Source organism: Streptomyces sp. NPDC047042 (assembly GCF_040644035.1).
Lineage (GTDB): Bacteria > Actinomycetota > Actinomycetes > Streptomycetales > Streptomycetaceae > Streptomyces.
Genome location: NZ_JBEYVP010000018.1, coordinates 13915 through 35062, shown reverse-complemented (window position 1 = coordinate 35062; position 21148 = coordinate 13915). Strand labels below are relative to the sequence as shown.

The following is a 21148-nucleotide window of genomic DNA, read 5'->3' as shown; positions in this document are numbered from 1 at the left end:
CTTCGACCTGCCGAAACACCACCTGCGCGGCAGATCGTCGCGGATGCCGAGGGCCGCTATGAGTACCGGACCGTGGTGCCCGGGGTGGAGGCCGCGGCGGTGCCGGGCAGCCTGCTCGACGACCTCCTGCACATGCTGGGACGGGCCAACTCGCGCGCGAGGAACATCCACGCGCACGTCAAGCACGCGGTCTGACCGGCCCGTACCGGACCCTCACCTGCGACTACATACTCCGCCCCATCGGCTTCGACGAGGTGAAGGACCCGTACGTCCTCGAGGGCTTCTGGAAATAGTGACCCGGAGCGGCCACGGGGCTGCTGACGAGCTGGCTATCCGTGAGTCGAGCCAGGAGCCTTGCTCGGTCACCGCTGCCGGAGCCGACATCCAGAGCACGGTCAAACCGCCTCGGTAGCTGCCTCAGAATCCAGCGGTGGTGATCAACGACGCCGGGAGGATCAAAGAGACCTACTGAGCCAACGGAGACCTTCGCTCGTGCCGGCGCGGGGGCGGTACTCGCAGCCGATCCAGCCGTCGAAGCCCAGCTCGTCGACCACGTCGAGCAGGTGGCGGATGTTGATCTCACCACGGTCGGGCTCGCCCCGGTCGGGCACGCCCGCGATCTGCAGATGACCGACCCTGCCGGTCGGCAGATCACGGCGCAGGGTCGCGGTGAGGTCGCCCTCGACGATCTGGCAGTGATAGAGGTCGAGCTGCACCTTGAGATGCGAGGCTCCCACCTCCTGCACCACGGTGTGGGCCTCGGCCTGGGTACTCAGGAAGTAGTCGGGCATGTCGCGGCCGTTGATCGGCTCGATCAGGATGTCGACGCCCGCCGCGGCGGCCCGTTCCGCGGCCCAGGCCAGGTTGGTCAGGTAGGTGTCGCGGTGCTTGGCCCGCTCGGCCGGTGTCGCGTCAGGCCGGACCAGTCCGGCCATGAGGTGCACCCGCGGGCAGCCCAACGCCGCTGCGTACTCCAGCGCCCGGTCGACCCCGGAACGCACCTCCGCCTCGCGTCCGGGCAGTGCCGCCATCCCGCGCTCTCCGGACTCCCACGCTCCGGGAGGGGCGTTGAAGAGCACCTGCTCCAGGCCGTGGTCGTCGAGCCGGCGGCGCAGCTCGGCGGCGTCGTACGCATAGGGGAAGAGGTACTCGACGGCCTGGAAGCCGTCGGCCGAGGCCGCGGCGAAGCGGTCGAGGAAATCGTGCTCGGTGTACATCATGGACAGGTTCGCTGCGAACCTCGGCATGCTGGCTCCTGTGTTTTGGCCGTGCTTACCTGCGTAGTCAGTCTCCCTGTCATTCCATGGTCTCGAAGGCCCCTGCCGTGGTACGGACAGGTTCAGCCGTCTGCTCGGTCAGCACACGCACCGCGTTCTCCGCTCCGCTGCGCGGGCTGGAGAGGACGGGCTTGCCGACGGCTTCGGCGATCGCGGGAGCCAGCCGTGCCATGGATGCCTGGGCCAGCACGATCACGTCCACCTCGGTGGCCAGCACCCGTGCCCCGTGCAGCACCATCGCGTCGTGGCGGTCGCGGTCACCGGACATCAGCACCGAGAAGGCGCCTTCGCAGAGCCGCTCCCGGACGGTGACATCGCGACCGGCCGCCCGGGCCTTCTCCTCGACGAGGGAACGGGTCGGCGGCAGCGTCGTGGGGACCGTGGCCAGGACGCCGACGGCGTTCGCGGTCTCGACCGCTGACGCGGTCATCGCGTCGTCGATCTTGACGACCGGGACGGAGACCAGGTGTCGGGCCACGTCGATGGCCGGACCGACCGAGGAGCAGGCGGAGAAGATGACGTCGGCGCCCGCGGCCTCCGCCGCCTGGGCCAGGTGCACCATGCGCTGGGTGCTGGCAGGTGACACCTCACCGTCGCGCACCACGGCTGCGAGCACGTCGCTGTCGACGAAGTGCAGGACGTGGGCGTCCGGCGCGAGTTCCGCGAGGTGTTCGTTGATGACCGAATTGGGGTTGATGAACAGCAGGCTGGTGTGCAGCACGGCGATCGAGGCAGTGGTGGACATGGTGTCTCCAACGGGGTGAGGTATCGGGCCGCGTGCCGGTGAGGGCACGAGAGCACGAGCCGAAGTGGTGCGGTCCAGGTCGGCGGGGCTGAGTTCAGGTCAGGCGTTTTGCCCTTCGGCGTAGGGGCTCAGGCGGCCGATGACCTCCAGGGCTGCGTCCCGGACCGCGTCGCGGCCCGCCGCCCACAGGGAGACGACGTCGGAGCCGGGCAACGCGGACGGGAGGGTCACGTGGGTGGCCTCCAGATAGGCGCGGCGCAGTTCGGCGTTGACGTTGACCTTGGCGACGCCTCGGGCGAGAGCGCCGTGCAGCTCCTCGACGGGCAGACCGCTGGCGCCGTGCAGGACGAGCGGGACCGGTACGGCCTCGTGGATCGCGGCCAGCCGCTCCAGGTCCAGGCGGACCGGGTGCTTGGTGAAGCCGTGGACGTTGCCGACGGCGACGGCGAGCGCGTCCACGCCCGTCGCGGCCACGAATTCGGCCGCCTGCTGTGGATCGGTCATCGCAGCGGCCTGCGCGACGGCGTGGGTGGAGACGTCCTCGTCGCCCGGCAGGGCACCGAGTTCGGCCTCCACCCAGGCACCGTGGGCACGAGCCCGCCGGACCGCCTCCTGCGTCAATGCGATGTTCTCGGCGAACGGCAGATGGGAGCCGTCGACCATGACGGAGGTGTAGCCCGCCTCCAGACAGGCGGTGATCTCCTCCAGGTCCCGGCTGTGATCGAGGTGCACACCGAGGCGGGCGGCGGATTGTCCGGCCGCGTGCAGCGCCAGCCACATCAGGGCCTCGCGCCCGGCGTGCTTGAAGGGACTGGAGCCCGCCTGGATGACGACCGGCCGTCCCGCGGCCTCAGCGGCGGCCGTGATGCCCTGGACCGTCTCCAGGTTGTAGGCGACGAAGCCAGGCAGGGCGTGACCGGCGGCCGCCGCCTCCTTGAGGGCATCGGTTCCGTGCAGCAGCATCAGGCACTCCTGAGCAGGTCGAGGGCGTCGGCGAGGGCGTCGGCGCCCCCGACGTTCCCGGCGAAGACGATGTAGGGGATGCCGGCGGCGGGACCGTCCGCGGGCTCCCAGAGCGAGACGATGCCCGGCAGCAGGGTGCCCCGGGCCCAGGCACGGCGGATCTCAAGGCCGTGGGTGGCGGTGTCGCTGGAGGTGATCCCGCCTTTGGCGACGACGAAGGCGGGCCGCCGGGTGGCGCTGACCTGGCGTACGGCCTCGATGAGCGCGGCGGAGACCCGGCGGGAGATCGCGAGACTGTCGTCCGCGTCGGCACCCGTCACCAGCACGCGAGAGGTACGGATCACGGCGTCCGCCGAGTCCAGAGCGCCGGCGGCCGCGGCCGCGACCTCGGCGATGTGGGCGTCACGCCGCTCCTCGTCGAGCAGCAGGGCCACATCCAGCTCGTACTCGGCGATCCCGCCTCGCTCCCGCAGCCGGTCCAACTGCCGTGTTGTCAGCGCGACATGAGACCCCACGACGATGAGACCGTGCGGTGCGTCCCCGCGTCGCAGCGGGTGCAGTTCGGCCGGGGTGAGCGGCGCCCGCGCAGCCTGTCCGGCGCGGGCCCTGACGAAGGACGGCCCGACCCGGTACAGCAGCCGCGTGCCGTTCTCCTCCGCCTGTGCGAGGGCCAGGGCCAGCACCCGCAGATCGTCGTCGCACACCGCGTCGACCACAGCAGTGCGTCCGCCGCGCAGCGAGGACAGCAGCCGCGAGGTGTGCGCCGGGCCGCAGCCGCGCAGGTCGTCGAGGGTGACACGCAGAACCTCGTCCGAGGGGATGCGTCCGCCCGTCTTCTCCTCGACCCACTCGGGCAGCGAAGAGCTGCGGTAGCCGAAGGTGGCGTCGCGCGCGAACTCGCTCTCGCCGACCGGGAGCAGGCCGTCGGCGGTACGCATCCAGTGGTGGGAGTCCACGGTCAGGCGGCCGGCCTCGATGTAGGCGGGGACCAGCACGACCCCGTCGACCGTGCCGAGTTCCTCGGTCAGGACGTCGGTCTCCAGCGGGAAGTGGCCGCGAAGCGTGGAGTCCCCGCGGCTGGCCAGCACATAGCCGGTGCCCTCGGCCGCCGACGCCGTGCGCAGGGCGTGCACCACCTCGCGGTTGCGGGCGGCGGCGTCCTCGGGGGACAGGCTGCGGGTGTTGGTGAGGACGAAGAAGACGGTGCTGTCCTGGCGCAGCGCCCAGCGCAGATCGTCCACCGTCCAGGACGTCAGGACGGGCACGTCGGCGACCGTCTGGGTGCCGGTCGGATCGTCGTCGAGGACGACGAGACGGGGGCCGCCGGATATGCGGGCGGCCACTTCCGCGGCGCTCACCTCGTGGACTGGAGGCAGCCCTTCCAGCACCGCCGCCTCGGGGACGGGCCCGGTCTGGGCATGACGGGGTAGAGACATGGCGAATTCCTGGTCTGTTACGAGTGGTTGAGGGGGAACGTCAGTCGAGGTCGCGCCTGATCACGTCACACCAGGGCTTGACCGGGCCCCGCGATGGTCTCGGGACGGAGCAGCTGGGCGAGGGTGTCGGCGGGGAGCAGGCCCTTGTCCAGTACGAGTTCGGCGACGCCGCGTCCAGTGGCGAGGGCCTCCCTGGCGATGCCGGTGGCCGCCTCGTAGCCGATGTACGGGTTGAGGGCGGTGACCAGGCCGATGGAGTTCTCCACCGCCGCCCGCAGCACCTCGGTGTTGGCCGTGATCCCTGCGACGCACCGCTCGGTCAGGGCCAGGCACGCGCGTTCCAGGTGCGTGATGCTCTTTGAGAGGGAGTGCAGGATGACCGGCTCGAAGGCGTTCAGCTGGAGCTGCCCGGCCTCGGCGGCCATGGTGATCGTGACGTCGTTGCCGATCACCTCGAAGGCGATCTGGTTGACGACTTCGGGGATCACCGGGTTGACCTTGCCGGGCATGATGCTGGAGCCGGCCTGAACCGGCGGCAGGTTGATCTCGTTCAGACCCGCGCGCGGCCCGGACGACAAAAGACGCAGGTCGTTGCAGCTCTTGGAGAGCTTGACCGCGATCCGCTTGAGCACACCGGACATCTGCACGAACGCTCCGCAGTCCTGAGTCGCCTCCACCAGGTTGACCGCGGTCACCAGTGAAAGCCCGGTGATCTGCGACAAGTGGCGCCGCACCGACTCGGCGTACCCGGCAGGCGAATTGAGGCCGGTGCCGATCGCCGTGGCGCCCAGGTTGATCTCGTGGATCAGCTCCACCGCCTCCGCCAGCCGGCTGCGGTCCTCCTCCAGCATGACCGCGTACGCCGAGAACTCCTGCCCCAGCGTCATCGGCACCGCGTCCTGCAACTGGGTGCGACCCATCTTCAGCACGTCACGGAACTCCAACGCCTTGGCCGCGAACGCGTCCTGAAGTACCGCCATCGCCCTCAGCAGCCCGCGTACCGCATACACCGTCGCGATCTTGACGGCGGTCGGATAGACGTCGTTGGTGGACTGGCCGAGGTTGACGTCCTCATTCGGGTGCAGGAATCCGTACTCCCCCCTGGCGTGGCCCAGCAGCTCCAGCGCCCGGTTGGCGATCACCTCGTTGGCGTTCATGTTGGTCGAGGTGCCGGCTCCGCCCTGAATGACGTCGACGACGAACTGGTCGTGCAGCTTGCCGTCACGGATCTCCCGGCACGCCTCCACGATGGCAGCGGCCTTCCTCGGCTCCAGCAGGCCGAGTTCCTCGTTCGCCCGGGCGGCGGCCTCCTTCACGGCGGCCAGAGCGTCGATCAGATGCGGGTAGGCGCCGATCGGCGTCCCCGTGATGGCGAAGTTCTCCCTGGCGCGCAGGGTGTGGACGCCCCAGTACGCCTCGGCGGGTACGTCGCGGTGGCCGAGCAGGTCGTGCTCGCTGCGGTGAGCTACGGCGGTCATGGCAGGCCGGGCCTTCTCTCGGAGCATGTTCTAGGCGGGCGTGTTCGTGGGGTGTGGCAAGGGGGCGCGCGAGCCGACACGCCAGGGCGGTGGGGACTTCCCACGATCACGCGGCGGAAATCCGCGCAGTGTCACCGCCGTGGGTATCGGCTCAGAACGACTTCTCCTTCGCCCTGCAGTAGGCGCGGCCGAACGGCAGGAAGCGGGCGGGCGGCAGGACCTCGGTCCCGGGTCCCGATGCCGTCACCGGGGATGAGGGTGGTGCGGTGGTTCTGGGATCGTCATAGCGCCGATTGCAGCAGCGGGCCGGGCAGCGCGTCCAAGACGCAATGCCGATGTGCCTTATAAGGTCGCCCTATAACGCGGCTACTGCGGTTCCGTCGGCTCCGTCCAGGAAGTACATCGCCGCCGAGGACATTGGGCCGCGGCGGCTGATCTGCCGGCGCCCGGACAGCCCTTCGCGGTCCACCGACCCGCCGGCGAGCGCTGAGCAGCGGCACGGTTCAGGACGGCACGCCGCACGTCTGACTCGGCCTCGACAAGGTGGACGCCTGGGCGGCGCTGATCCTGGAGCGCACCCACCTCTCCTCGTACCGCTTCGGCGGCTGATTCGGCCCCTCCTGGGCCTCCACTCTCGACCAGCGGGTTCAGGCCGCGGATGACGGCTTCGTGTACGCGGCGGCGGACGGTTCCCGCCTGCGCTTCCCCTTCCTGGACTCGGAGAGCAACGAGCCGGTTCGCCCGGAGACCCCCGGCTCCCGCCTGCCCCTGTCCTGGGACGACGAGGCCGACGGCGCCATCCGCATCACCAACCCGACACCGGCCTGATACAGGTCTTCCACAGCCTGGTGCCAGCGGCCGACGACACCGCGGTCGACCTGCCCCTGCGGCACATCCAGGACCGCAACGGCAACCACATCACCGTCGACTACGCCGACAGCGGGCGACATCCCCACCCGGAGACCCACTCCAGCGGCTACCGCATAGCCCTGGACCGCGACCGGTAGCGGATGGACGTCCCGCTCACCGTCACGGCATCCACGTTCGGGGGAGTTCCCTGGCGCCGCGGAGCCCGATGCCCGGCCGGTTTTGCGCGGCGCGTCTGTCAAGGAAGCCGCTCGGGCCGAGTTTGTGCCGTTGGGACATCCGGCCGGAGCGGCGTCGTACGCGGCTGGGCTGCGCTGGGTGCTCGGTTACGGGGTCCTGTAGGGGTCTTGGCTGAGGAGGTGGGCCTTCAGACCCTCGCCGACGCCAGGCTCCGGGGTGCCCGCCCAGTCCTTGATGAGTACGCCACCAGTGCTGCAACCCCACGGGTTCCAGGTCCACGCGAGATAACCCAGGCTGTGCGCGTCAGCCCAGTCCGCCAACCGCTGCATGTAGTCGAAGCCGCAGTCGTCCTGGCCGAACTCACCGATGACTACCGGTACCTGTTGTGCGAGCGGCGCGACCTGACTGTCCCAGCAGGAAGCGGTCGCACAGGCGTTGAAGCTGTACGAATGCCATGACGCGGCGATGTTGCTCAGCGGGTCGGCCGGCATGTGCGTCAACCACTCGCGCATGTCGTTGGCCCACTCCAGGCCACCCAGCATGAGGACGTTGGTCGCGCCGGTGGCCCGGACCGCATCGACCAGGTCCTGCATGCCGGCTGTCTCATAGGGAAGACCCGTGCAGGTACCGCCGTCTCGCCAGCACTGCCAGCCGACGGTCTTGTCCCAGTCGCCGGCGATCTCCGGGTACGGCTCGTTGAACAGATCGAAGACGACGGCGTCATTGCCCTTGAAGGCGTTGGCGACACTGGTCCAGAACTGGGGGGCGTACTGCGCGTCGGGCATCGGTTTCTGGCATGTCGCGGTGATGTCCTTGCAGTGCCAGTCCGGCCCGTCGGTATAAGCACCCCGTGTCCAGTGCAGGTCGAGGATCGGGGTGATGCCATTGGCCACCAGCAGGTTGACGTAGTCTCTGACGCCCTGCTGGTAAGTGGTTCCACTGGGCGAGCCGTTGACGCCGAGCCAGCATTCCTCGTTCAACGGCAGGCGTACCGCGTGGATGTTCCAGGTCTTCATCGCGTCGACGGAAGCCTGGTCCACCGGGCCGCCGTCCCAGAGCCCCTTGCCCTGCACACAAGCGTATTCACCGCTGGAGCGGTCCACACCCAGCAGCCGGTACTGCTTGCCGCTCGCGGTGACGATCTTGTTGCCGGAAACCTTCAGCTCCGGGGCCGGACCACTGGGGCCGCTGGTCGGAGTGGTGGTGGGGCTGGGGGTGGGGGACGTCACCGAGCCGGTACAGGTCACGCCGTTGAGCGCGACCGATGCGGGTTCCGGATTGGCGCCCTTCCACGCACCGGTGAACCCGATGGAAGCCGACCTGCCCGTATCCAGCGCTCCGTTCCAGTCGAGGCTGGTGGCGGACACGTGGGTTCCGGACTGTGTCCACGTGGCACTCCAGCCGTTGGTGATCTTCTGGTCGGAGTTCGGGAAGTCGAACGTCAAGGTCCACCCTCGCACGGCGGAGCCGAGATTGGTGATGGTCAGGTCCGCGTTGAACCCTCCCGGCCATTCGCTCTGCACCTTGTACGCGACCGAGCAGCCGGTGGCGGCTGCCGATGCGGGCAGCGTGGCGATTGCAAGGCCACCCAGTATCAGTGCACCGGCCGCGCCGGTGGCCATCAAGGCATGACGACGTTTCACCTGATCTCCTCGTTGCCGTAAGGGATCGATGAGCGCGATACATCATCGTCAATTCGGTAACTCGTGAAAGTCAATGCGCATTCAAGAGGTGGCCGGATTTGCAGTAGGCATCGAGGCATTTGCCGTGAACGCCGACCAGGCGTCGAGGGAGACGGCCAGTGCGCGCCGCTGAGTGTCCTTGGAGTCCCGGACAAGAACAGTCGCAGGACGCACGGCAACCTCTACGCAGTTGCCGCCCCCACCACCGCTGTAGCTGCTCTTGAACCAAGCAAGTTCGGTGGTGGTCATAGCGCTCCTCGCATCTGCTCCAGCAGGCTCGCTGTGGCTTGATGACTCAGAGCCTGCGAGCGCATCTTGCCATAGCGCTGAAGCATGGCGCTTGCGGCTTTCGGGTCGGTGATGAGCATGCTGCAGTCGTGGGCTTCGACGTATCCCACCCAGCGATTCTCTGCCGTTTCCGCGAGGTAGAGAGGGCCCTCGAAGCCGGCATGGTCCTCCTGGACCAGAGGCATGATCTGGATCTCCACGTTCCGGAGACGGCCCACATCGAGCAGGCTGCTGAGCAAAGCGCGTGTGACCTCGGTACCGGCCAATCGTCGGTCCAGCAGGGCTTGTTCGACGATGAAGCTGAACGTGCTGTTCGGCCGCTCCCTCAGGAGACGCTGGCGTTCGAGCCGGGCCGTGACCTGTTGCTCGAACTGCTCCTCGGCCAGGGGCGGCAGGCGTCGGTCGAAGAGTGCACGAATGTACGGCTCGGGCTGCAACAAGCCCGGAATCACCGCGCACTCGTACGAATACAACGAGATCGCCTCCTCCTCGATCCCCGCCCACTGCCGGAACCACGTCGCCAACCCGGCCTTCCGGGTCAGACTTCGCGCCGCCGCCTTCAACACCCGCGCCGCGACCGCCCCCAGCGCCTCCTCCGACCTGTCCAGAAGTTCCCTGGGCGGAAACCGCTTCCCCTGCTCGATCTTGGCGATGTACGCGGCCGAGTACCGCACCAGCGGCGCGAACTGTTCCTGCGTCAGGTCGGCTTCCTCGCGGAGGGCCTTGAGGACCGCGCCGAACGTCTTCAAGCTGTCCGACAGTTCCGGTTCGCAGCCCCCGCCCTGCCCTGCGGTGCCTCCGCCGCCGTTGCCGTCCGTCGCCATCGCAGCCGCCTTCCTCCGTGCCGCCGGGCCGTACCCGTGGCCGCCCGAACCCGTGCCGTACCGTGCGTCGTCCGCGCTGCGCCACGCCCCGACCACGGCCCATGCTCACGTACAGCGACCAACCCGGTCCAGTGAGTGAACCAGTACAACGTGATCTGTATCAGCGCCTGACCTGGTGAAGGGGTCTCAACTCCCCGCAGGCTGGCCCGCATGCCAGCCCCACACACCCAGACCCCCACCGCCGTACGGACGTTCGCGCAGCGCTTCTCCGCCACTCGGCGTGGTGCCCGCCTCGCCCGGTTGCTGGCGGCGCACCAGCTTGCAGAGTGGGGCCACCCCCACGGCACCGGGGCCCACGACACCGTCGTCCTCCTCGTCGCCGAACTCGCGGCAAACTCCGTGCTCCACGGCCGCGTCCCCGGACGGGACTTCGCTCTGTTCCTCTCCCACGACGACCGTCAGGGTGTCCTCCGGATCGAGGTGACCGACACCCACCCCGCCCTGCCGGTGCGAAGGGCGCCAGGCCTGGAAGAGGACCGAGGCCGCGGCCTGCTTCTCGTCGACGCGCTCGCCACCTGCTGGGGTGTCAGCGAGCGTCCCGGTCCGGGCAAGACCGTCTGGGCCGAGTGCCACCTCGGCTCAGGCAGCCTCTGAATCCGGCTCCGGGGGCGATGTCAGTGGTGACCACTAGCTTGGAGTCACTGGAGATCGGCCGGGTCGGCCGACCGGGGTCTTGGGGAGGGGTGTGCTGTGTCCGCTGCGCAGTCACGACAGTCGGGAAGCGCGACGTACTTGGAGCTGTCCCAGGAGGACGGCGGTGCCCACAAGTTCTACGAGGTGACCGTCGAGGGGACGACCGTCGCCGTGCGGTACGGGCGGATCGGCGTGGACGGGCAGCGTCAGACCTCCACCTTCCCGACCGCGGAGAAGGCGAAGGCAGCGGCGGCGAAGAAGATAGGCGAGAAGGTACGGAAGGGGTACGCTCCCGCCGTTCAGGGGCAGCGTGCGGCACGCCCCGTGACGCGCCGTCAGGTGACGTCCGCTCCGTCCACGGCGCGAGCGACTGCCCCGGTGCTGTGGCGGTTCCGTACCGGCGACTCGGCGTTCGGTATCCACGTGGACGAGGACCGCTGCTGGATCGGCAACCAGCGCGGCGACGTCTACAACCTGAGCCACGCCGGCGAGGTACTGGCTCACTACTCGCTGCCCGACGGAGTGAAGTGTCTGGTGGCGGACGATTTCTGGATCTACGCGGGCTGTGACGACGGCCGGGTGTACGACCTCTCCTCGAAGGTGCCGTTCGCGGCCTACGAGATAGCGGACGAGGTGGACATCTTCTGGCTGGACATCCACGCGGGCGTGCTGAACGTCTCCGACCGCAACGGCGGGCTGACGGTCATCGACCACGAGGACGAGTTCCAGTGGTCACGCAACTCGTCCGGGTACAACGCATGGATGGTGCGGGCCGACGACCATGCCGTGTACCACGGGCACAGCCTCGGTGTGACGGCGTACGCGGCGGACGGCACCGGTCAGCTCTGGCACACCGGGACCAGCGGCAATGTGCTCTTCGGATGGCAGGAGGACAACGCGGTCTACGCCGGGACGGGGCGGCGGGTCGTCCAGCGGCTCGCCAAGTCCACCGGGCGGATCGAGGCCTCCTACCAGTGCGACGCGGCCGTGTACTCGTGCGCCACGTCCCCGGGCGGGCGTTACGTCTTCGCGGGCGACTCCGCCTCCTCCGTCTACTGCTTCTCCGCCGACGGCACCCGGCTGTGGAAGCTCGGCACGGGCGGCGGCTCGGCGCTCTCCATGCAGTATCACGACGAGCGGCTGTACATCGTTTCCACGGACGGCTCGCTAGCCTGCATCGACGCGACCGAGGCCGCGATCAACGCCGCCCAGTCGGGCACCGTCCCGGTCGCCACGGACGTCAAACTGGCGGCTGCCCTGCCGACGTACGCGCCGCTGACCGCCGCCGCCTCCGTCGCCACGGTCAGCTCCGTTCCCGCAGCCGGGAGCGGTGTCGTCGTGGAGTGCGTCCAGGAAGGAGGGCGGGTGCGCGTACATGTCGTCTCCGACGGCTACGAGCCGAGCTGGAACGTTCAGTTCCCACGGGCGATACGCCAGCCCGGCACCCGCTATGTGGTGGACGCGCTGCACTCCTCCTCGGGAGGGTTCTACCGAGTGCGCGGAGAGATCAGGCGCCTGGTGTGAAAGTGCCGGCCGGGCCGCCCAGGTCGCTGGTCGCGCCCTGGAGGGTGCCCATGGAGATGCCCAGGCTGTCCCGGCTGACACCGGCGGCCCTCTCCATGTCGTTGCAGTTGACCCAGTTCAGCAGGGTGGTGAGTGTGCCGGGATCCGGCTTGTCCAACACCTCTTGAGCGTCGGCGGACCGACGGCTTCACCTGGCCGTCATCCAGGGGCAATCCGGACGTAACCAGGCGACTCGTATGGTCATCGCTCCTGATGTCTGCTTTCACCAGGTGTACGGAGGTACGAGCACATGGGGCGTCCCGAGAGACCCCTGGACCCGGCGGCCGGTCCTGTGCAGCGGCTCGCCAGTGAGTTGCGGGAGCTGCGCAGGGGCGCTGGCAGTCCCTCCTACCGGACGATGGCGACGGTGGCGGGATTCTCGTCGACAACGTTGTCCCTCGCCGCCGGCGGCGAACGGCTGCCCTCGCTCGCCGTTGTCCTCGGGTTCGCGCGCGCCTGCGGGGCCGACCCCGCGGAGTGGGAAATCCGGTGGAAGGAGGCCGAGGCGGAGCTGGACCGGGATCTCGCCGGACTTCCCGAGGACGTTCCGTCGCCCTATCGCGGTCTGACGCGGTTCGAGCCGTCCGACCGGCATCTGTTCTTCGGGCGGGACCGGGTGGTGGCCGACGTCGAGGAACTGCTGGGCCGGCACCGGTTCGCCGTGCTGTTCGGTCCCTCGGGGAGCGGCAAGTCGTCCCTCGTGCGGGCCGGCCTGATCCCCCGGCTGCAGGAGATGAGCGCGGCGCGCCACGACCCCGTCAAGCTGCGGATCCTGACCCCCGGGCCGACGCCCGCCACGACCTACGGCCACATCTTCACCCCGGCCGAGGGCGAGCCGGAGAGCTGGGTCGTCGTAGACCAGTTCGAAGAGGTCTTCACCCTCTGCCGTGACCCGCACGAGCGCACCCGCTTCATCGAGCTGCTGCTCGCCGCACGCGACCCGGACAGCGGACTCCGGGTACTGGTCACCGTACGCGCCGATTTCTACGCCCGTTGCGCCGAGCACCGGGATCTGGCGGACGCCCTGCGAGGTGCCGCGCTGCTGCTCGGGCCGATGGTGGCCGCCGAGCTGCGGGAGGCGGTGGTCGGCCCGGCCCAGGCGGTCGGCTGCCTCGTCGAACGGACACTCACCGCCCGTCTGATCGACGAGGTCCAGGGCGAACCCGGCGGGCTGCCGATGCTCTCCCACGCCCTGCTGGAGACCTGGCGCCGCCGCAGGGGCCGCATGCTCACGCTCGCCGCGTACGAGGCCGTCGGCGGGGTGCGCGGCGCGATCGCGGCGAGCGCCGAGACGGTGTACGGCGACCTGTCGCCGGAGCAGGCCCGCACCGCACGGCACCTGATGCTGCGGATGGTCGAGCCCGGCCAGGGCACCCCCGACACCCGCCGCCCCCTCACCCGCGCCGAACTGGGGGAGTGGGCGGCCCCGGACGCGACGGTCGTGGTGGAGCGGCTGACCCGTGCCCGGCTGCTGACCGCCGACGAGGAAGGCGTCCAACTCGCCCACGAGGCGCTCATCACCTGCTGGCCCCGGCTGCACGGCTGGATCGAGCAGGACCGCGAACGGCTGCGCCACCACCGGATGCTCGCCGACGCTGCCCGCTCCTGGCTGGAGCACGACAGCGACCCCGGCGCCCTGTACCGGGGCACCCGGTTGACCCGCGCCGAGGAGCTGTTCCCCGACCACGAGCGGGACCAGGCGCTGACCGCGTCGGAGCGGAACTTCCTCACCCGCGCGCTCGAGGCCCGCGAGTCGGAACGCCGGGCAGCCGCCCGCGCCGGCCGCAGGCACCGCTTCCTGACCGTGTCCCTGTCCGCAGTCCTGGCGGTGGCCCTGCTGACGGGCCTCGCCGTCTGGCGCGAGTACGAGGACAACAGGACCCAGCGCACCCGGGACGCGGCCCGCCACATCGCCGACGTCGCCGACGCGCTGCGCACCACCGACCCGCGTGCCGCGCTGCTGCTCGGGGTGGCCGCCTGGCGGACGGCCGAGCTGCCCGAGACCCATCGCGCCCTGCTCGGCGCCCTCTCCCAACCGGAGGCGGACGCCTTCACCGACCCCGAACCCGGTGACGACTCCAATCGCTTCCTCACCGGCTCCGGCCGGACACTGCTCAGCGTCGAAGGCCGCACCTGGCGCACCTGGAACGTGGCCACCCACCGCCGCATCGCCTCAGGGCGCCTCCCCGCCGGGGAGACGGTGGACGCGGCGAGCGAGGACGCGCGCGTGCTGGCGCTCTCCGCGAGCGACGGCATACGGCTGTGGGACACGGCCACCGGCGGGTGGACCGGCGATCCGGCCCATCCGGAGGAGCTCTTCTCCACCGTCGACATCACCCATGTCGGGTATCTGGTGTCCTCCGTGGACGGCGGCAACGAGGCTTCGCTGCGTTCCGTAGGGGACGGCCGCCTGCTGTTCGCCACGCGGTCGGCCGGTGCCGACGAGGCCGCCGCTCAGGGCCCCGACGGTCCGCTGATGGCCGTCTGCCCCTCGGCGTCGGCCGCACCGCAGGTTTGGGACACCGTCCATCACCGCGCCCTGCCCGGAGACTGGACGAAGGCCACGGATGTCTGCGGCGACGACGAGTCCTCGCCGGTGCTGGGTTCGGGGCGGCTTGCCGTGGTCACGGCGAACGGCGTCCGCGTCTGGGACCTCCGGTCGGGACACCGGCTGGCCACGCTCTACCAGCCGGACGTGGAGTACGCCTCCTTCAGCCAGGACGGGAACTTCCTGGCGACGGCCGACAGCACGGAGGTCACGGTGTGGCGGCTGTCCTCCCCCGACGCACCCGTGTTCCGGCACGCCCTCGACGGGCAGCACCTGTACCGGGGCCTGTTCTGGGACCCCGACCACCCCACCCTGCGCTACCTCGAGGGCGGCACTGTCCACTCCCTCGACCTGACCCGGGCCGTCGCCCCCGCCTGGCGCGGGCACGCCCTGGACGACGTGCTGCTCAGCCCGGACGGCCGCACCCTGGCCACCGCCGAACGCATCGGCAACGGCGCCAAGGGCAAGGGCAAGGACAAGAACAAGGGCAAGAACAAGGGCGGCAGCCTCGGCTTCCGCTTCCAGCTCCGCGACACCGTCGACGGCCACCTCGTACGGACGCTGCCGTCCCCTCCTCTTCCCGTCTCCCGTGATCCCGCGCGCCCGGTCGTCTTCGACGACATCACGCCCCTGATGGCGTTCGACCCGGACAGCGGCACACTCGCCTACGGCGTCTACGTCGCCGGCTATGCGGCCGCCCCCCAGCTGATCACGCTCTGGGACGTGTCCCGCCGACGCGCACGTACCAGTCTCGATCTGGCGACGGGCGACTCCGCCGAGGCCGTCATCAGCCTGGCCCTGGACTCCGGCGGCCGCAGGCTGTACGCCGTCCGCACGCCCGATGTCGGCGAGCTGCGCGACGAGGTGTGGGACACCGGCCGCCGCCGCCGGCTCTCGATCCTGCCCGGTCTGGGCGGCGGCGACCGGGCCGTGCGCCCCGACGGCCGGCTCCTGGTGGGGGACAACCGCCTCGCGCGCCTCCCGGGCGGTTCCGTCACCGGACGCAATCTCGTCCAGGGCGACGAGATCGGCGCCTTCGCCTTCGCCCCCGACGGCTCGCTGCTGGCTGTGGGCGACCAGACCGGCCGGGTCGCGCTGTGGGACGGGAACGCGCGGCACCGGGTCGGTGTGCTGCGCAACGTCTTCCCCGCCGTGCACGGCACCACCCCCGAGGCGGTCTCCGCTCTGGCCATGAGTCCGGACGGCCGCATCCTCGCCGTCGGCGGCGACGCGGGCAGCCTGCAGCTGTGGGACGTGGTCGCCCAGCAGCCGCTGGGCGGACCGCTGACCACGGCGGGCGAACATCTCGACGCGCTCGCTTTCGGCCCGGACGGCACGACCCTGTACGCGGGCAGCGCGCACGTTCCGCTCCAGCGGTACGTCGTCGATCCCGAGCGGGTCGTGGCACAGGCGTGCGCGCGGGCGGGCGGCACCGGGCTGACGCGGGCGCAGTGGCGGACGTACGTTCCGGAGGCCCCGTACCGGAGGGTGTGCGGTTGAGAGGCTGTCGGACGGCCAGTGCTGGACGCGGCGCGGTGCTGACCGTGCATGAGCCCGCTGTAGCCGCCTCCTCTGCCCGCTCAGGCCCCTGCGAAGGCACGGGTCTCAGCGCGGCCCCATGCGGATGGCGCCGTCGAGGCGGATGACCTCGCCGTTGAGCATCGGGTTCTCGGCGATGTGCCGTACCAGGGCTGCGAATTCGGCCGGGTCGCCCAGGCGGGCGGGGTGCGGGACCTGTCGCGCGAGCGAGTCCCGGGCCTCCTGGGGCAGTCCTTCCATGAGGGGGGTGTCGAACAGGCCGGGTGCGATCGAGACCACGCGGATGAGGTGCTGGGCCAGTTCACGGGCCGCGGGCAGGGTGAGCGCGGCCACGCCGCCCTTGGACGCGGCGTAGGCGGCCTGGCCGATCTGGCCGCCGTAGGCGGCGACCGAGGAGGTGGCGACGAGGACGCCCCGCTCGCCGTCCACGGGTTCGGACTCGGCGATGCGCTGGGCGGCGAGGCGGAACACGTTGAACGTGCCGACGAGGTTGACGCCGACCACCCGGGCGAAGGCGTCCAGGGGGAGGGGACCACCGCGGGAGAGCATGCGGCCGGGGGTCGCGACCCCCGCGCAGCTGACCGCCACACGCAGGGGACCCTGTTCGCTCGCCGCGTCCACCGCCGCCTGCACGGTGCCGGGGTCGGTGACGTCACAGGGGACGAAGCGGACGCGAGGGCCGGTGCCGTCGCCCACCAGCTCCTCGGCGACGGCGGCCCCCGGTGAGGACGGCAGGTCGGCGATGACCACATGGGCGCCCGCCTGGTGCAACGCGGTGGCGGTGGCGCGGCCGAGACCGCTGGCGCCGCCGGTGACCAGGGCCACGGATCCGGTGAGTTTCATGCCTGTGGCTCCTCGGGCTGCGCGGTGCGCAGGACGTGGTGGGAGGGTTCGGTGCGGGGACGGACCAGGTCGCGGCTGATGACGAGGCGCTGGATCTGGTTGGTGCCCTCGAAGATCTGCATGACCTTGGCCTCGCGCATATAGCGCTCGACGGGGAAGTCCCGGGTGTAGCCCGCGCCGCCGAGGACCTGGACGGCGTCGGTGGTGACCCGCATCGCCGCCTCCGTGGCGACGAGTTTGGCGATGCTCGCCTGACGGCCGTACGACAGTCCCGCGTCCTTGCGCCGGGCCGCCGCCAGCATGGTCGCGCGGGCGGAGTCCACGGCGGCCTCCATGTCGGCCAGCAGAAACGCGACTCCCTGATGGGCGGCGATCGGCTGCCCGAAGGTCTCCCGCTGTTTCGCGTACGCGAGCGCGTCGTCCAGAGCTCCCTGGGCCAGACCGACGGCCACCGCCGCGATGCCGAGCCGGCCCGCGTCCAGCCCGGCGAGGGCGATCGGCAGACCTTGCCCCTCCTCGCCGAGACGCCGGTCCTCGGGGACCCGCACGTCGTCGAACCGTACGGTCGCCGTGGCCGATCCGGTCAGCCCCATCTTGCGCTCGGGCGGGTCGGCCGACAGCCCGTTCGACTCGGCGGGGACGAGGAGACAGGAGATGCCGCGGGTACGGTCGTCGGAGGTGCGGGCCATCACCTGGTAGAAATCCGCGTGACCACCGTGGGTCGTCCACGCCTTCTCGCCCCGCAGGACGTACGCGTCGCCGTCCCGCCGGGCGCGGGTGCGCATCGCGGCGGGGTCGGAGCCGGCGTGCGACTCCGACAGGCAGTAGGCGCCGAGCAGTTCACCGCCGAGCATGTCGGGCAGCCACTTCTCGCGCTGCTCCTCGGTGCCGTACTCGGCCAGCGCGAAGCAGGACAGGGTGTGCACGCTCAGTCCGACTCCCACGCTCGCCCAGCGGGCCGAGATCTCCTCGACGACCTGGAGGTAGACCTCGTACGGCTGGGCGCTGCCCCCGTACTGCTCGGAATAGGGGAGACCGAGCAGCCCGGCCCGGCCGAGTGTGCGGAAGACGTCACGCGGGAAGCGTTCGGCCCGCTCGTCTGCGGAGGCCCGTGGCGCGAGGGTTCCGTCGGCGATCTCCCGGGTCAGGTCGAGCAGTTCGGCCGCCTCCTGGCTGGGGAGCAGGCGGGACACGTACGCCGTCATCAGTTCGTCTCTCGGGTCGAGGCGGTCGAGGCGGTCGAGGCGGTCGGGGCGGTCGAGGTCCGGTCGGCCGGGGTTTCATTGGCCGGGGTCCGGTCGGTCGTCCGCGCGCGCTCTCTGCGCAGGAGGAAGCGCTGGGTCTTGCCGCTGGGCGTTTTGGGCAGCCGGTCGGTGAAGTGCACCGCCCGCGGGTAGGCGTGCGCGGCGAACTTCCGCTTGACGAGCTGCTGGAGCTCCACGACCAGGGCATCGTCGGCCGGTGTCCCGGGGCGCAGGACGACGAACGCCTCCAGCACCTCGCCGCGCAGGGTGTCGGGGACGCCGATCACGGCCGCCTCCAGCACCAGTTCGTGCTGGACGAGCACGCTCTCGACGTCGAAGGGGCCGATGCGATACCCGGCCATGATGATCACGTCGTCGTCGCGGGACGAGAAGAAGAAGGAGCCGTTCTCGTCCCTGAGGCCGGCGTCGCCGGTGAGGTACCAGCGGCCGTCGGCGGTGAACCGCTCGGCGGTTTTCTCCGGCGCTCCCGCGTAGCCGGTGAACCACAGCAGCGGGCTGTCCGGCACGCTGAGGGCCACCCGGCCGAGGGTGCCGGGCGGCGCGGGTTCGTCCCGTTCCTCGTACAGCACCTCGGCCGACCAGCCCGGCAGCGGGCGGCCCATCGAGCCGGGCGGCACCGGCGTTTGTACGGCATCGGCCCAGGCGGCCGCGACGACCATGCCGTGCTCGGTCTGCCCGTAGTGGTCGCGTACGGCGACGCCGAGGGCCTGCTCCGACCAGGCGACGACCTCCGGGGTGAGCGGCTCGCCGGCGGAGGAGGCCCGGCGCAGCCGCACCCCGCCGGGGACCGGACCGGGCGCGGCCAGCAGGCTGCGGTAGACGGTCGGGGCGGCGGCGAAGTTGGTGACACCGAAAGCCTTCATGACCTGCCACGTCAGGGCGGGGTCGAAGCCGGCGTGCAGCAGCAGGCTGCGGCGTCCGGCCGCCAGCGGGCCGAGGATCGCGTAGTAGAGCCCGTACGCCCAGCCCGGGTCGGCGGCGTTCCAGAACACGTCGTCCTCGCGCACGTCGAGGCCGAACTCCAGGTACGCCTGGAACGACGCCAGCGCCCGGACGGGTACCGGGACGCCCTTGGGGGCGCCGGTGGTGCCGGAGGTGAACAACAGGACGAGCGGAGCGTCCGCGCCGGTGGCGACCGGGCGGCCCTCGGGCTCGTCGCCGGAGTAGCGGGAGAGCAGTTCGCCGAAGGACGGTTCCGTGCCCTCGGGTGCACCCCCGGCGACCACGGTCACCCAGGGCCGGTCGGCGGGCATGTCCTCCCCGGGCGCCAGCTTGCCCAGCTGGTCCACGTCGACCACGACGGCCTTCGCCGCACTCGCGCCGAGGCGCAGAGCAATGGCGGAGGGCGCGAACGCCGTGAACAGCGGTACGTGCACGGCCCCCCGGCGCCAGATGCCCAGCAGGGCCACGACCAGATCGGCGGACTTGGCCATCAGGGTGGCGACCGCGTCCCCCGGCCCGACCCCGAGATCGGCGAGTGCGGCGGCGAAACGGGCGGAGTCGCGCCGCAGGTCCCCGTACGTGAGGTCCGTGGCCGTCAGGTCCTTCTCGACCACCGTGAAGGCCACCGCGTCGGTGGGATGCCGGTCGCAGAGCAGTTCGGCGGCGCAGGCGTCCGGAGCACCGAAGAGGCCGAGCAACTTCCGCACCCGTTCCTCCGGCGGTCCGTCGACGGTGTGGGTCCCCGCCGAAGCCGATACCGAAGCCGATGAGTCGTTCATGGTCGCGTGGTCCCCTCTACGATTCCGCTCTTCGATTCCGCTCTTCGATCAGGCTCTTCGATTCAGAGCTGCCCTATGGCGGGAGTGTTACGGCGGTTTATGCTCCGGGTCACGACGACGGCGGACTACCCCCGGAAAGGGGTACGGGTATGCCCTCCCAACCCGGCGCCCTTCTGCGGCCCGACGACGGCGACGCGCTCCGGCAGGTTCTCCGGCAGGTCCACGACAGCACGGGCATTCCCGTCCTGTTCGGCGGCCAGGTGGAGAACGCGCTGCTGAGGCTGTCGCAGCACATCGGCCTGCGGACGGCGGGTCTGCGCGGTCTCCGGGTGCGCGCCGAGACGGGGCTCGGCGGCCAGGTCCTCACGACGGGGCGGCCGGCCGGGGTGACCGACTACAGGTCGGCGCGCTCGATCACGCACGACTACGACCGGCCCGTGCTGACGGAGGGCATCCGTTCCGTCGTGGCCGTGCCCGTCGTGGTGTCCGGTGTGGTGCGCGCGGTGCTCTACGGGGCGAGCCGCGGGCCCGCCCCGCTCGGGGACCGGGCTGCCGACGCGGTCACCGACGCCTCCCGGCGACTGGCCGCCGAACTGGTCATCCGCGACGAGGTCGACCACCGCCTGCGTCTGCTGGAGGCCGCGCAGGGTGGCCCGGTCGGCGGGCCGCAGGGCGTTCCGCTGGAGGAACTCCGCCAGGTCCACGCCGAGTTGCGCCGGATAGCCCAGCAGGTGCCCGACGGTGATCTGCGCGGTCAACTGCTCGACGCGGCACAGCGGCTGGCCAGGCCACCCGCCGCCGACTCGGCACCGGGGCCGCGGCTGGCGCCCCGCGAGCTCGACGTTCTGACGCAGGTGGCGCTGGGCTGCAACAACGCCGAAGCGGGGCGCAGGCTGTCGCTGCTGCCGGAGACGGTCAAGGCGTACCTGCGCAGCGCGATGCGCAAGCTGGGAGCGACCACCCGCTTCGAGGCGGTCGTCGCCGCACGGCGCCAGGGGTTGCTTCCCTAGCCGGTCCGCTGGTGTCCCAGGCGACCGAGCCGGACCGGTCCTGGCGGTCTCCCCGGCAGGGTCTGCGCGGTCCGGGTGGTCTGGGCGGTCCGGTGTCCCAGGTGGTCGGGCTGGGTCCTGGCGCTCTCCCGGCAGGGTCCGGGCGGTCCGGGTGGTCCGGGCGGTCCTGGTGGTCTGCGCGGTCCGGGTGGCCCAGGTGGTCGGGCCGGGTCCTGGCGGTCTCCCT

The 21148-nt window shown here is 70.8% G+C and carries 18 protein-coding genes and 1 pseudogene; 6 read left to right on the top strand and 13 right to left on the bottom strand.

The genetic code is table 11. From position 1 onward, the window contains the following. Positions 1-343: 343 nt before the first annotated feature. The 6 genes and pseudogenes from ABZ855_RS21890 to aspA all read right to left on the bottom strand — a co-directional run. A pseudogene (locus ABZ855_RS21890) lies at positions 344-433 on the bottom strand (SAM-dependent methyltransferase); the annotation flags it as partial. A 22-nt stretch (positions 434-455) separates the two neighbouring features. After that, a complete protein-coding gene (gene otnI / locus ABZ855_RS21885) occupies positions 456-1247 on the bottom strand; it encodes a 2-oxo-tetronate isomerase (RefSeq protein ID WP_360809208.1) in 792 nt (263 codons plus the stop codon). Positions 1248-1296: 49 nt separating this feature from the next. Further along, positions 1297-2022 carry an aspartate/glutamate racemase family protein gene (locus ABZ855_RS21880; protein ID WP_360809206.1) on the bottom strand — a complete coding sequence of 242 codons (726 nt, stop codon included), beginning with the start codon at positions 2020-2022 and terminating at the stop codon, positions 1297-1299. 99 nt (positions 2023-2121) lie between these two features. Next, a complete protein-coding gene (locus ABZ855_RS21875) occupies positions 2122-2985 on the bottom strand; it encodes a class II fructose-bisphosphate aldolase (RefSeq protein WP_360809204.1) in 864 nt (287 codons plus the stop codon). Further along, positions 2985-4421 carry a four-carbon acid sugar kinase family protein gene (locus ABZ855_RS21870; RefSeq protein ID WP_360809202.1) on the bottom strand — a complete coding sequence of 479 codons (1437 nt, stop codon included), beginning with the start codon at positions 4419-4421 and terminating at the stop codon, positions 2985-2987. Before ABZ855_RS21870 ends, ABZ855_RS21875 begins: the two co-directional genes overlap by 1 nt. A 65-nt stretch (positions 4422-4486) precedes the next feature. Beyond that, the gene (aspA, locus tag ABZ855_RS21865; RefSeq protein ID WP_360809200.1) at positions 4487-5899 is read right to left on the bottom strand and encodes an aspartate ammonia-lyase; all 1413 of its coding nucleotides are present in this window, start codon (positions 5897-5899) and stop codon (positions 4487-4489) included. Between the two features lie 669 nt (positions 5900-6568). Between aspA and ABZ855_RS21860 the strand changes: the two genes are divergently transcribed. After that, on the top strand, positions 6569-6727 hold the full coding sequence (locus ABZ855_RS21860) for a hypothetical protein (RefSeq protein WP_360809198.1): 159 nt from the start codon (positions 6569-6571) through the stop codon (positions 6725-6727). Between the two features lie 20 nt (positions 6728-6747). Then, a complete protein-coding gene (locus ABZ855_RS21855; RefSeq protein WP_360809196.1) occupies positions 6748-6906 on the top strand; it encodes a hypothetical protein in 159 nt (52 codons plus the stop codon). A 186-nt stretch (positions 6907-7092) separates the two neighbouring features. Here ABZ855_RS21855 and ABZ855_RS21850 read toward each other — a convergent pair whose 3' ends face one another. The 3 genes from ABZ855_RS21850 to ABZ855_RS21840 all read right to left on the bottom strand — a co-directional run bounded on the left by ABZ855_RS21850 (position 7093) and on the right by ABZ855_RS21840 (position 9740). Beyond that, positions 7093-8589: a cellulase family glycosylhydrolase gene (locus ABZ855_RS21850; protein ID WP_360809194.1), complete on the bottom strand. Its 1497-nt coding sequence runs from the start codon at positions 8587-8589 to the stop codon at positions 7093-7095. Positions 8590-8670: 81 nt separating this feature from the next. Further along, positions 8671-8877: a DUF397 domain-containing protein gene (locus ABZ855_RS21845; protein ID WP_360809192.1), complete on the bottom strand. Its 207-nt coding sequence runs from the start codon at positions 8875-8877 to the stop codon at positions 8671-8673. Beyond that, a complete protein-coding gene (locus ABZ855_RS21840; protein ID WP_360809190.1) occupies positions 8874-9740 on the bottom strand; it encodes a helix-turn-helix transcriptional regulator in 867 nt (288 codons plus the stop codon). Before ABZ855_RS21840 ends, ABZ855_RS21845 begins: the two co-directional genes overlap by 4 nt. A gap of 210 nt (positions 9741-9950) precedes the next feature. Here ABZ855_RS21840 and ABZ855_RS21835 point away from each other — a divergent pair, with 210 nt between their 5' ends. Both ABZ855_RS21835 and ABZ855_RS21830 read left to right on the top strand, forming a co-directional pair. After that, positions 9951-10394 carry an ATP-binding protein gene (locus tag ABZ855_RS21835; RefSeq protein WP_360809188.1) on the top strand — a complete coding sequence of 148 codons (444 nt, stop codon included), beginning with the start codon at positions 9951-9953 and terminating at the stop codon, positions 10392-10394. A 96-nt stretch (positions 10395-10490) separates the two neighbouring features. Beyond that, on the top strand, positions 10491-11957 hold the full coding sequence (locus ABZ855_RS21830; protein WP_360809186.1) for a WGR domain-containing protein: 1467 nt from the start codon (positions 10491-10493) through the stop codon (positions 11955-11957). Here the strand turns inward: ABZ855_RS21830 and ABZ855_RS21825 are convergent. Further along, positions 11941-12117, bottom strand: a complete 177-nt coding sequence (locus ABZ855_RS21825; RefSeq protein WP_360809184.1) for a hypothetical protein — start codon at positions 12115-12117, stop codon at positions 11941-11943. The two genes, ABZ855_RS21830 and ABZ855_RS21825, sit on opposite strands and share 17 nt — an antisense overlap. A gap of 129 nt (positions 12118-12246) precedes the next feature. Between ABZ855_RS21825 and ABZ855_RS21820 the strand changes: the two genes are divergently transcribed. Beyond that, on the top strand, positions 12247-16044 hold the full coding sequence (locus ABZ855_RS21820) for a helix-turn-helix domain-containing protein (protein ID WP_360809182.1): 3798 nt from the start codon (positions 12247-12249) through the stop codon (positions 16042-16044). Positions 16045-16149: 105 nt separating this feature from the next. On the opposite strand, the gene ABZ855_RS21815 is transcribed toward ABZ855_RS21820, so the two are convergent. From ABZ855_RS21815 to ABZ855_RS21805, 3 genes are read right to left on the bottom strand one after another with little or no spacing between them, the layout of a single operon-like run. Next, positions 16150-16926, bottom strand: coding sequence for an SDR family NAD(P)-dependent oxidoreductase (locus ABZ855_RS21815; protein ID WP_360809180.1), 777 nt, complete (start codon positions 16924-16926; stop codon positions 16150-16152). Beyond that, positions 16923-18131, bottom strand: a complete 1209-nt coding sequence (locus tag ABZ855_RS21810) for an acyl-CoA dehydrogenase family protein (RefSeq protein WP_360809178.1) — start codon at positions 18129-18131, stop codon at positions 16923-16925. Before ABZ855_RS21810 ends, ABZ855_RS21815 begins: the two co-directional genes overlap by 4 nt. Next, complete coding sequence (locus ABZ855_RS21805; RefSeq protein WP_360809176.1) at positions 18131-19912, bottom strand: AMP-binding protein; 1782 nt, start codon at positions 19910-19912, stop codon at positions 18131-18133. Before ABZ855_RS21805 ends, ABZ855_RS21810 begins: the two co-directional genes overlap by 1 nt. Positions 19913-20061: 149 nt before the next feature. Here ABZ855_RS21805 and ABZ855_RS21800 point away from each other — a divergent pair, with 149 nt between their 5' ends. After that, positions 20062-20922: a LuxR C-terminal-related transcriptional regulator gene (locus tag ABZ855_RS21800; RefSeq protein ID WP_360809174.1), complete on the top strand. Its 861-nt coding sequence runs from the start codon at positions 20062-20064 to the stop codon at positions 20920-20922. The last annotated feature ends 226 nt before the right edge of the window (positions 20923-21148 follow it).

Bases quoted from the DNA above. Each gene is read 5' to 3' on its own strand.
- ABZ855_RS21800 (WP_360809174.1), top strand. From the start codon at position 20,062: ATGCCCTCCCAACCCGGCGCCCTTCTGCGGCCCGACGACGGCGACGCG.
- otnI (WP_360809208.1), bottom strand. From the start codon at position 1,247: ATGCCGAGGTTCGCAGCGAACCTGTCCATGATGTACACCGAGCACGAT.
- ABZ855_RS21840 (WP_360809190.1), bottom strand. From the start codon at position 9,740: ATGGCGACGGACGGCAACGGCGGCGGAGGCACCGCAGGGCAGGGCGGG.
- ABZ855_RS21875 (WP_360809204.1), bottom strand. From the start codon at position 2,985: ATGCTGCTGCACGGAACCGATGCCCTCAAGGAGGCGGCGGCCGCCGGT.
- ABZ855_RS21880 (WP_360809206.1), bottom strand. From the start codon at position 2,022: ATGTCCACCACTGCCTCGATCGCCGTGCTGCACACCAGCCTGCTGTTC.
- ABZ855_RS21845 (WP_360809192.1), bottom strand. From the start codon at position 8,877: ATGACCACCACCGAACTTGCTTGGTTCAAGAGCAGCTACAGCGGTGGT.
- ABZ855_RS21835 (WP_360809188.1), top strand. From the start codon at position 9,951: ATGCCAGCCCCACACACCCAGACCCCCACCGCCGTACGGACGTTCGCG.
- ABZ855_RS21820 (WP_360809182.1), top strand. From the start codon at position 12,247: ATGGGGCGTCCCGAGAGACCCCTGGACCCGGCGGCCGGTCCTGTGCAG.
- ABZ855_RS21805 (WP_360809176.1), bottom strand. From the start codon at position 19,912: ATGAACGACTCATCGGCTTCGGTATCGGCTTCGGCGGGGACCCACACC.
- ABZ855_RS21870 (WP_360809202.1), bottom strand. From the start codon at position 4,421: ATGTCTCTACCCCGTCATGCCCAGACCGGGCCCGTCCCCGAGGCGGCG.
- ABZ855_RS21810 (WP_360809178.1), bottom strand. From the start codon at position 18,131: ATGACGGCGTACGTGTCCCGCCTGCTCCCCAGCCAGGAGGCGGCCGAA.
- ABZ855_RS21815 (WP_360809180.1), bottom strand. From the start codon at position 16,926: ATGAAACTCACCGGATCCGTGGCCCTGGTCACCGGCGGCGCCAGCGGT.
- aspA (WP_360809200.1), bottom strand. From the start codon at position 5,899: ATGACCGCCGTAGCTCACCGCAGCGAGCACGACCTGCTCGGCCACCGC.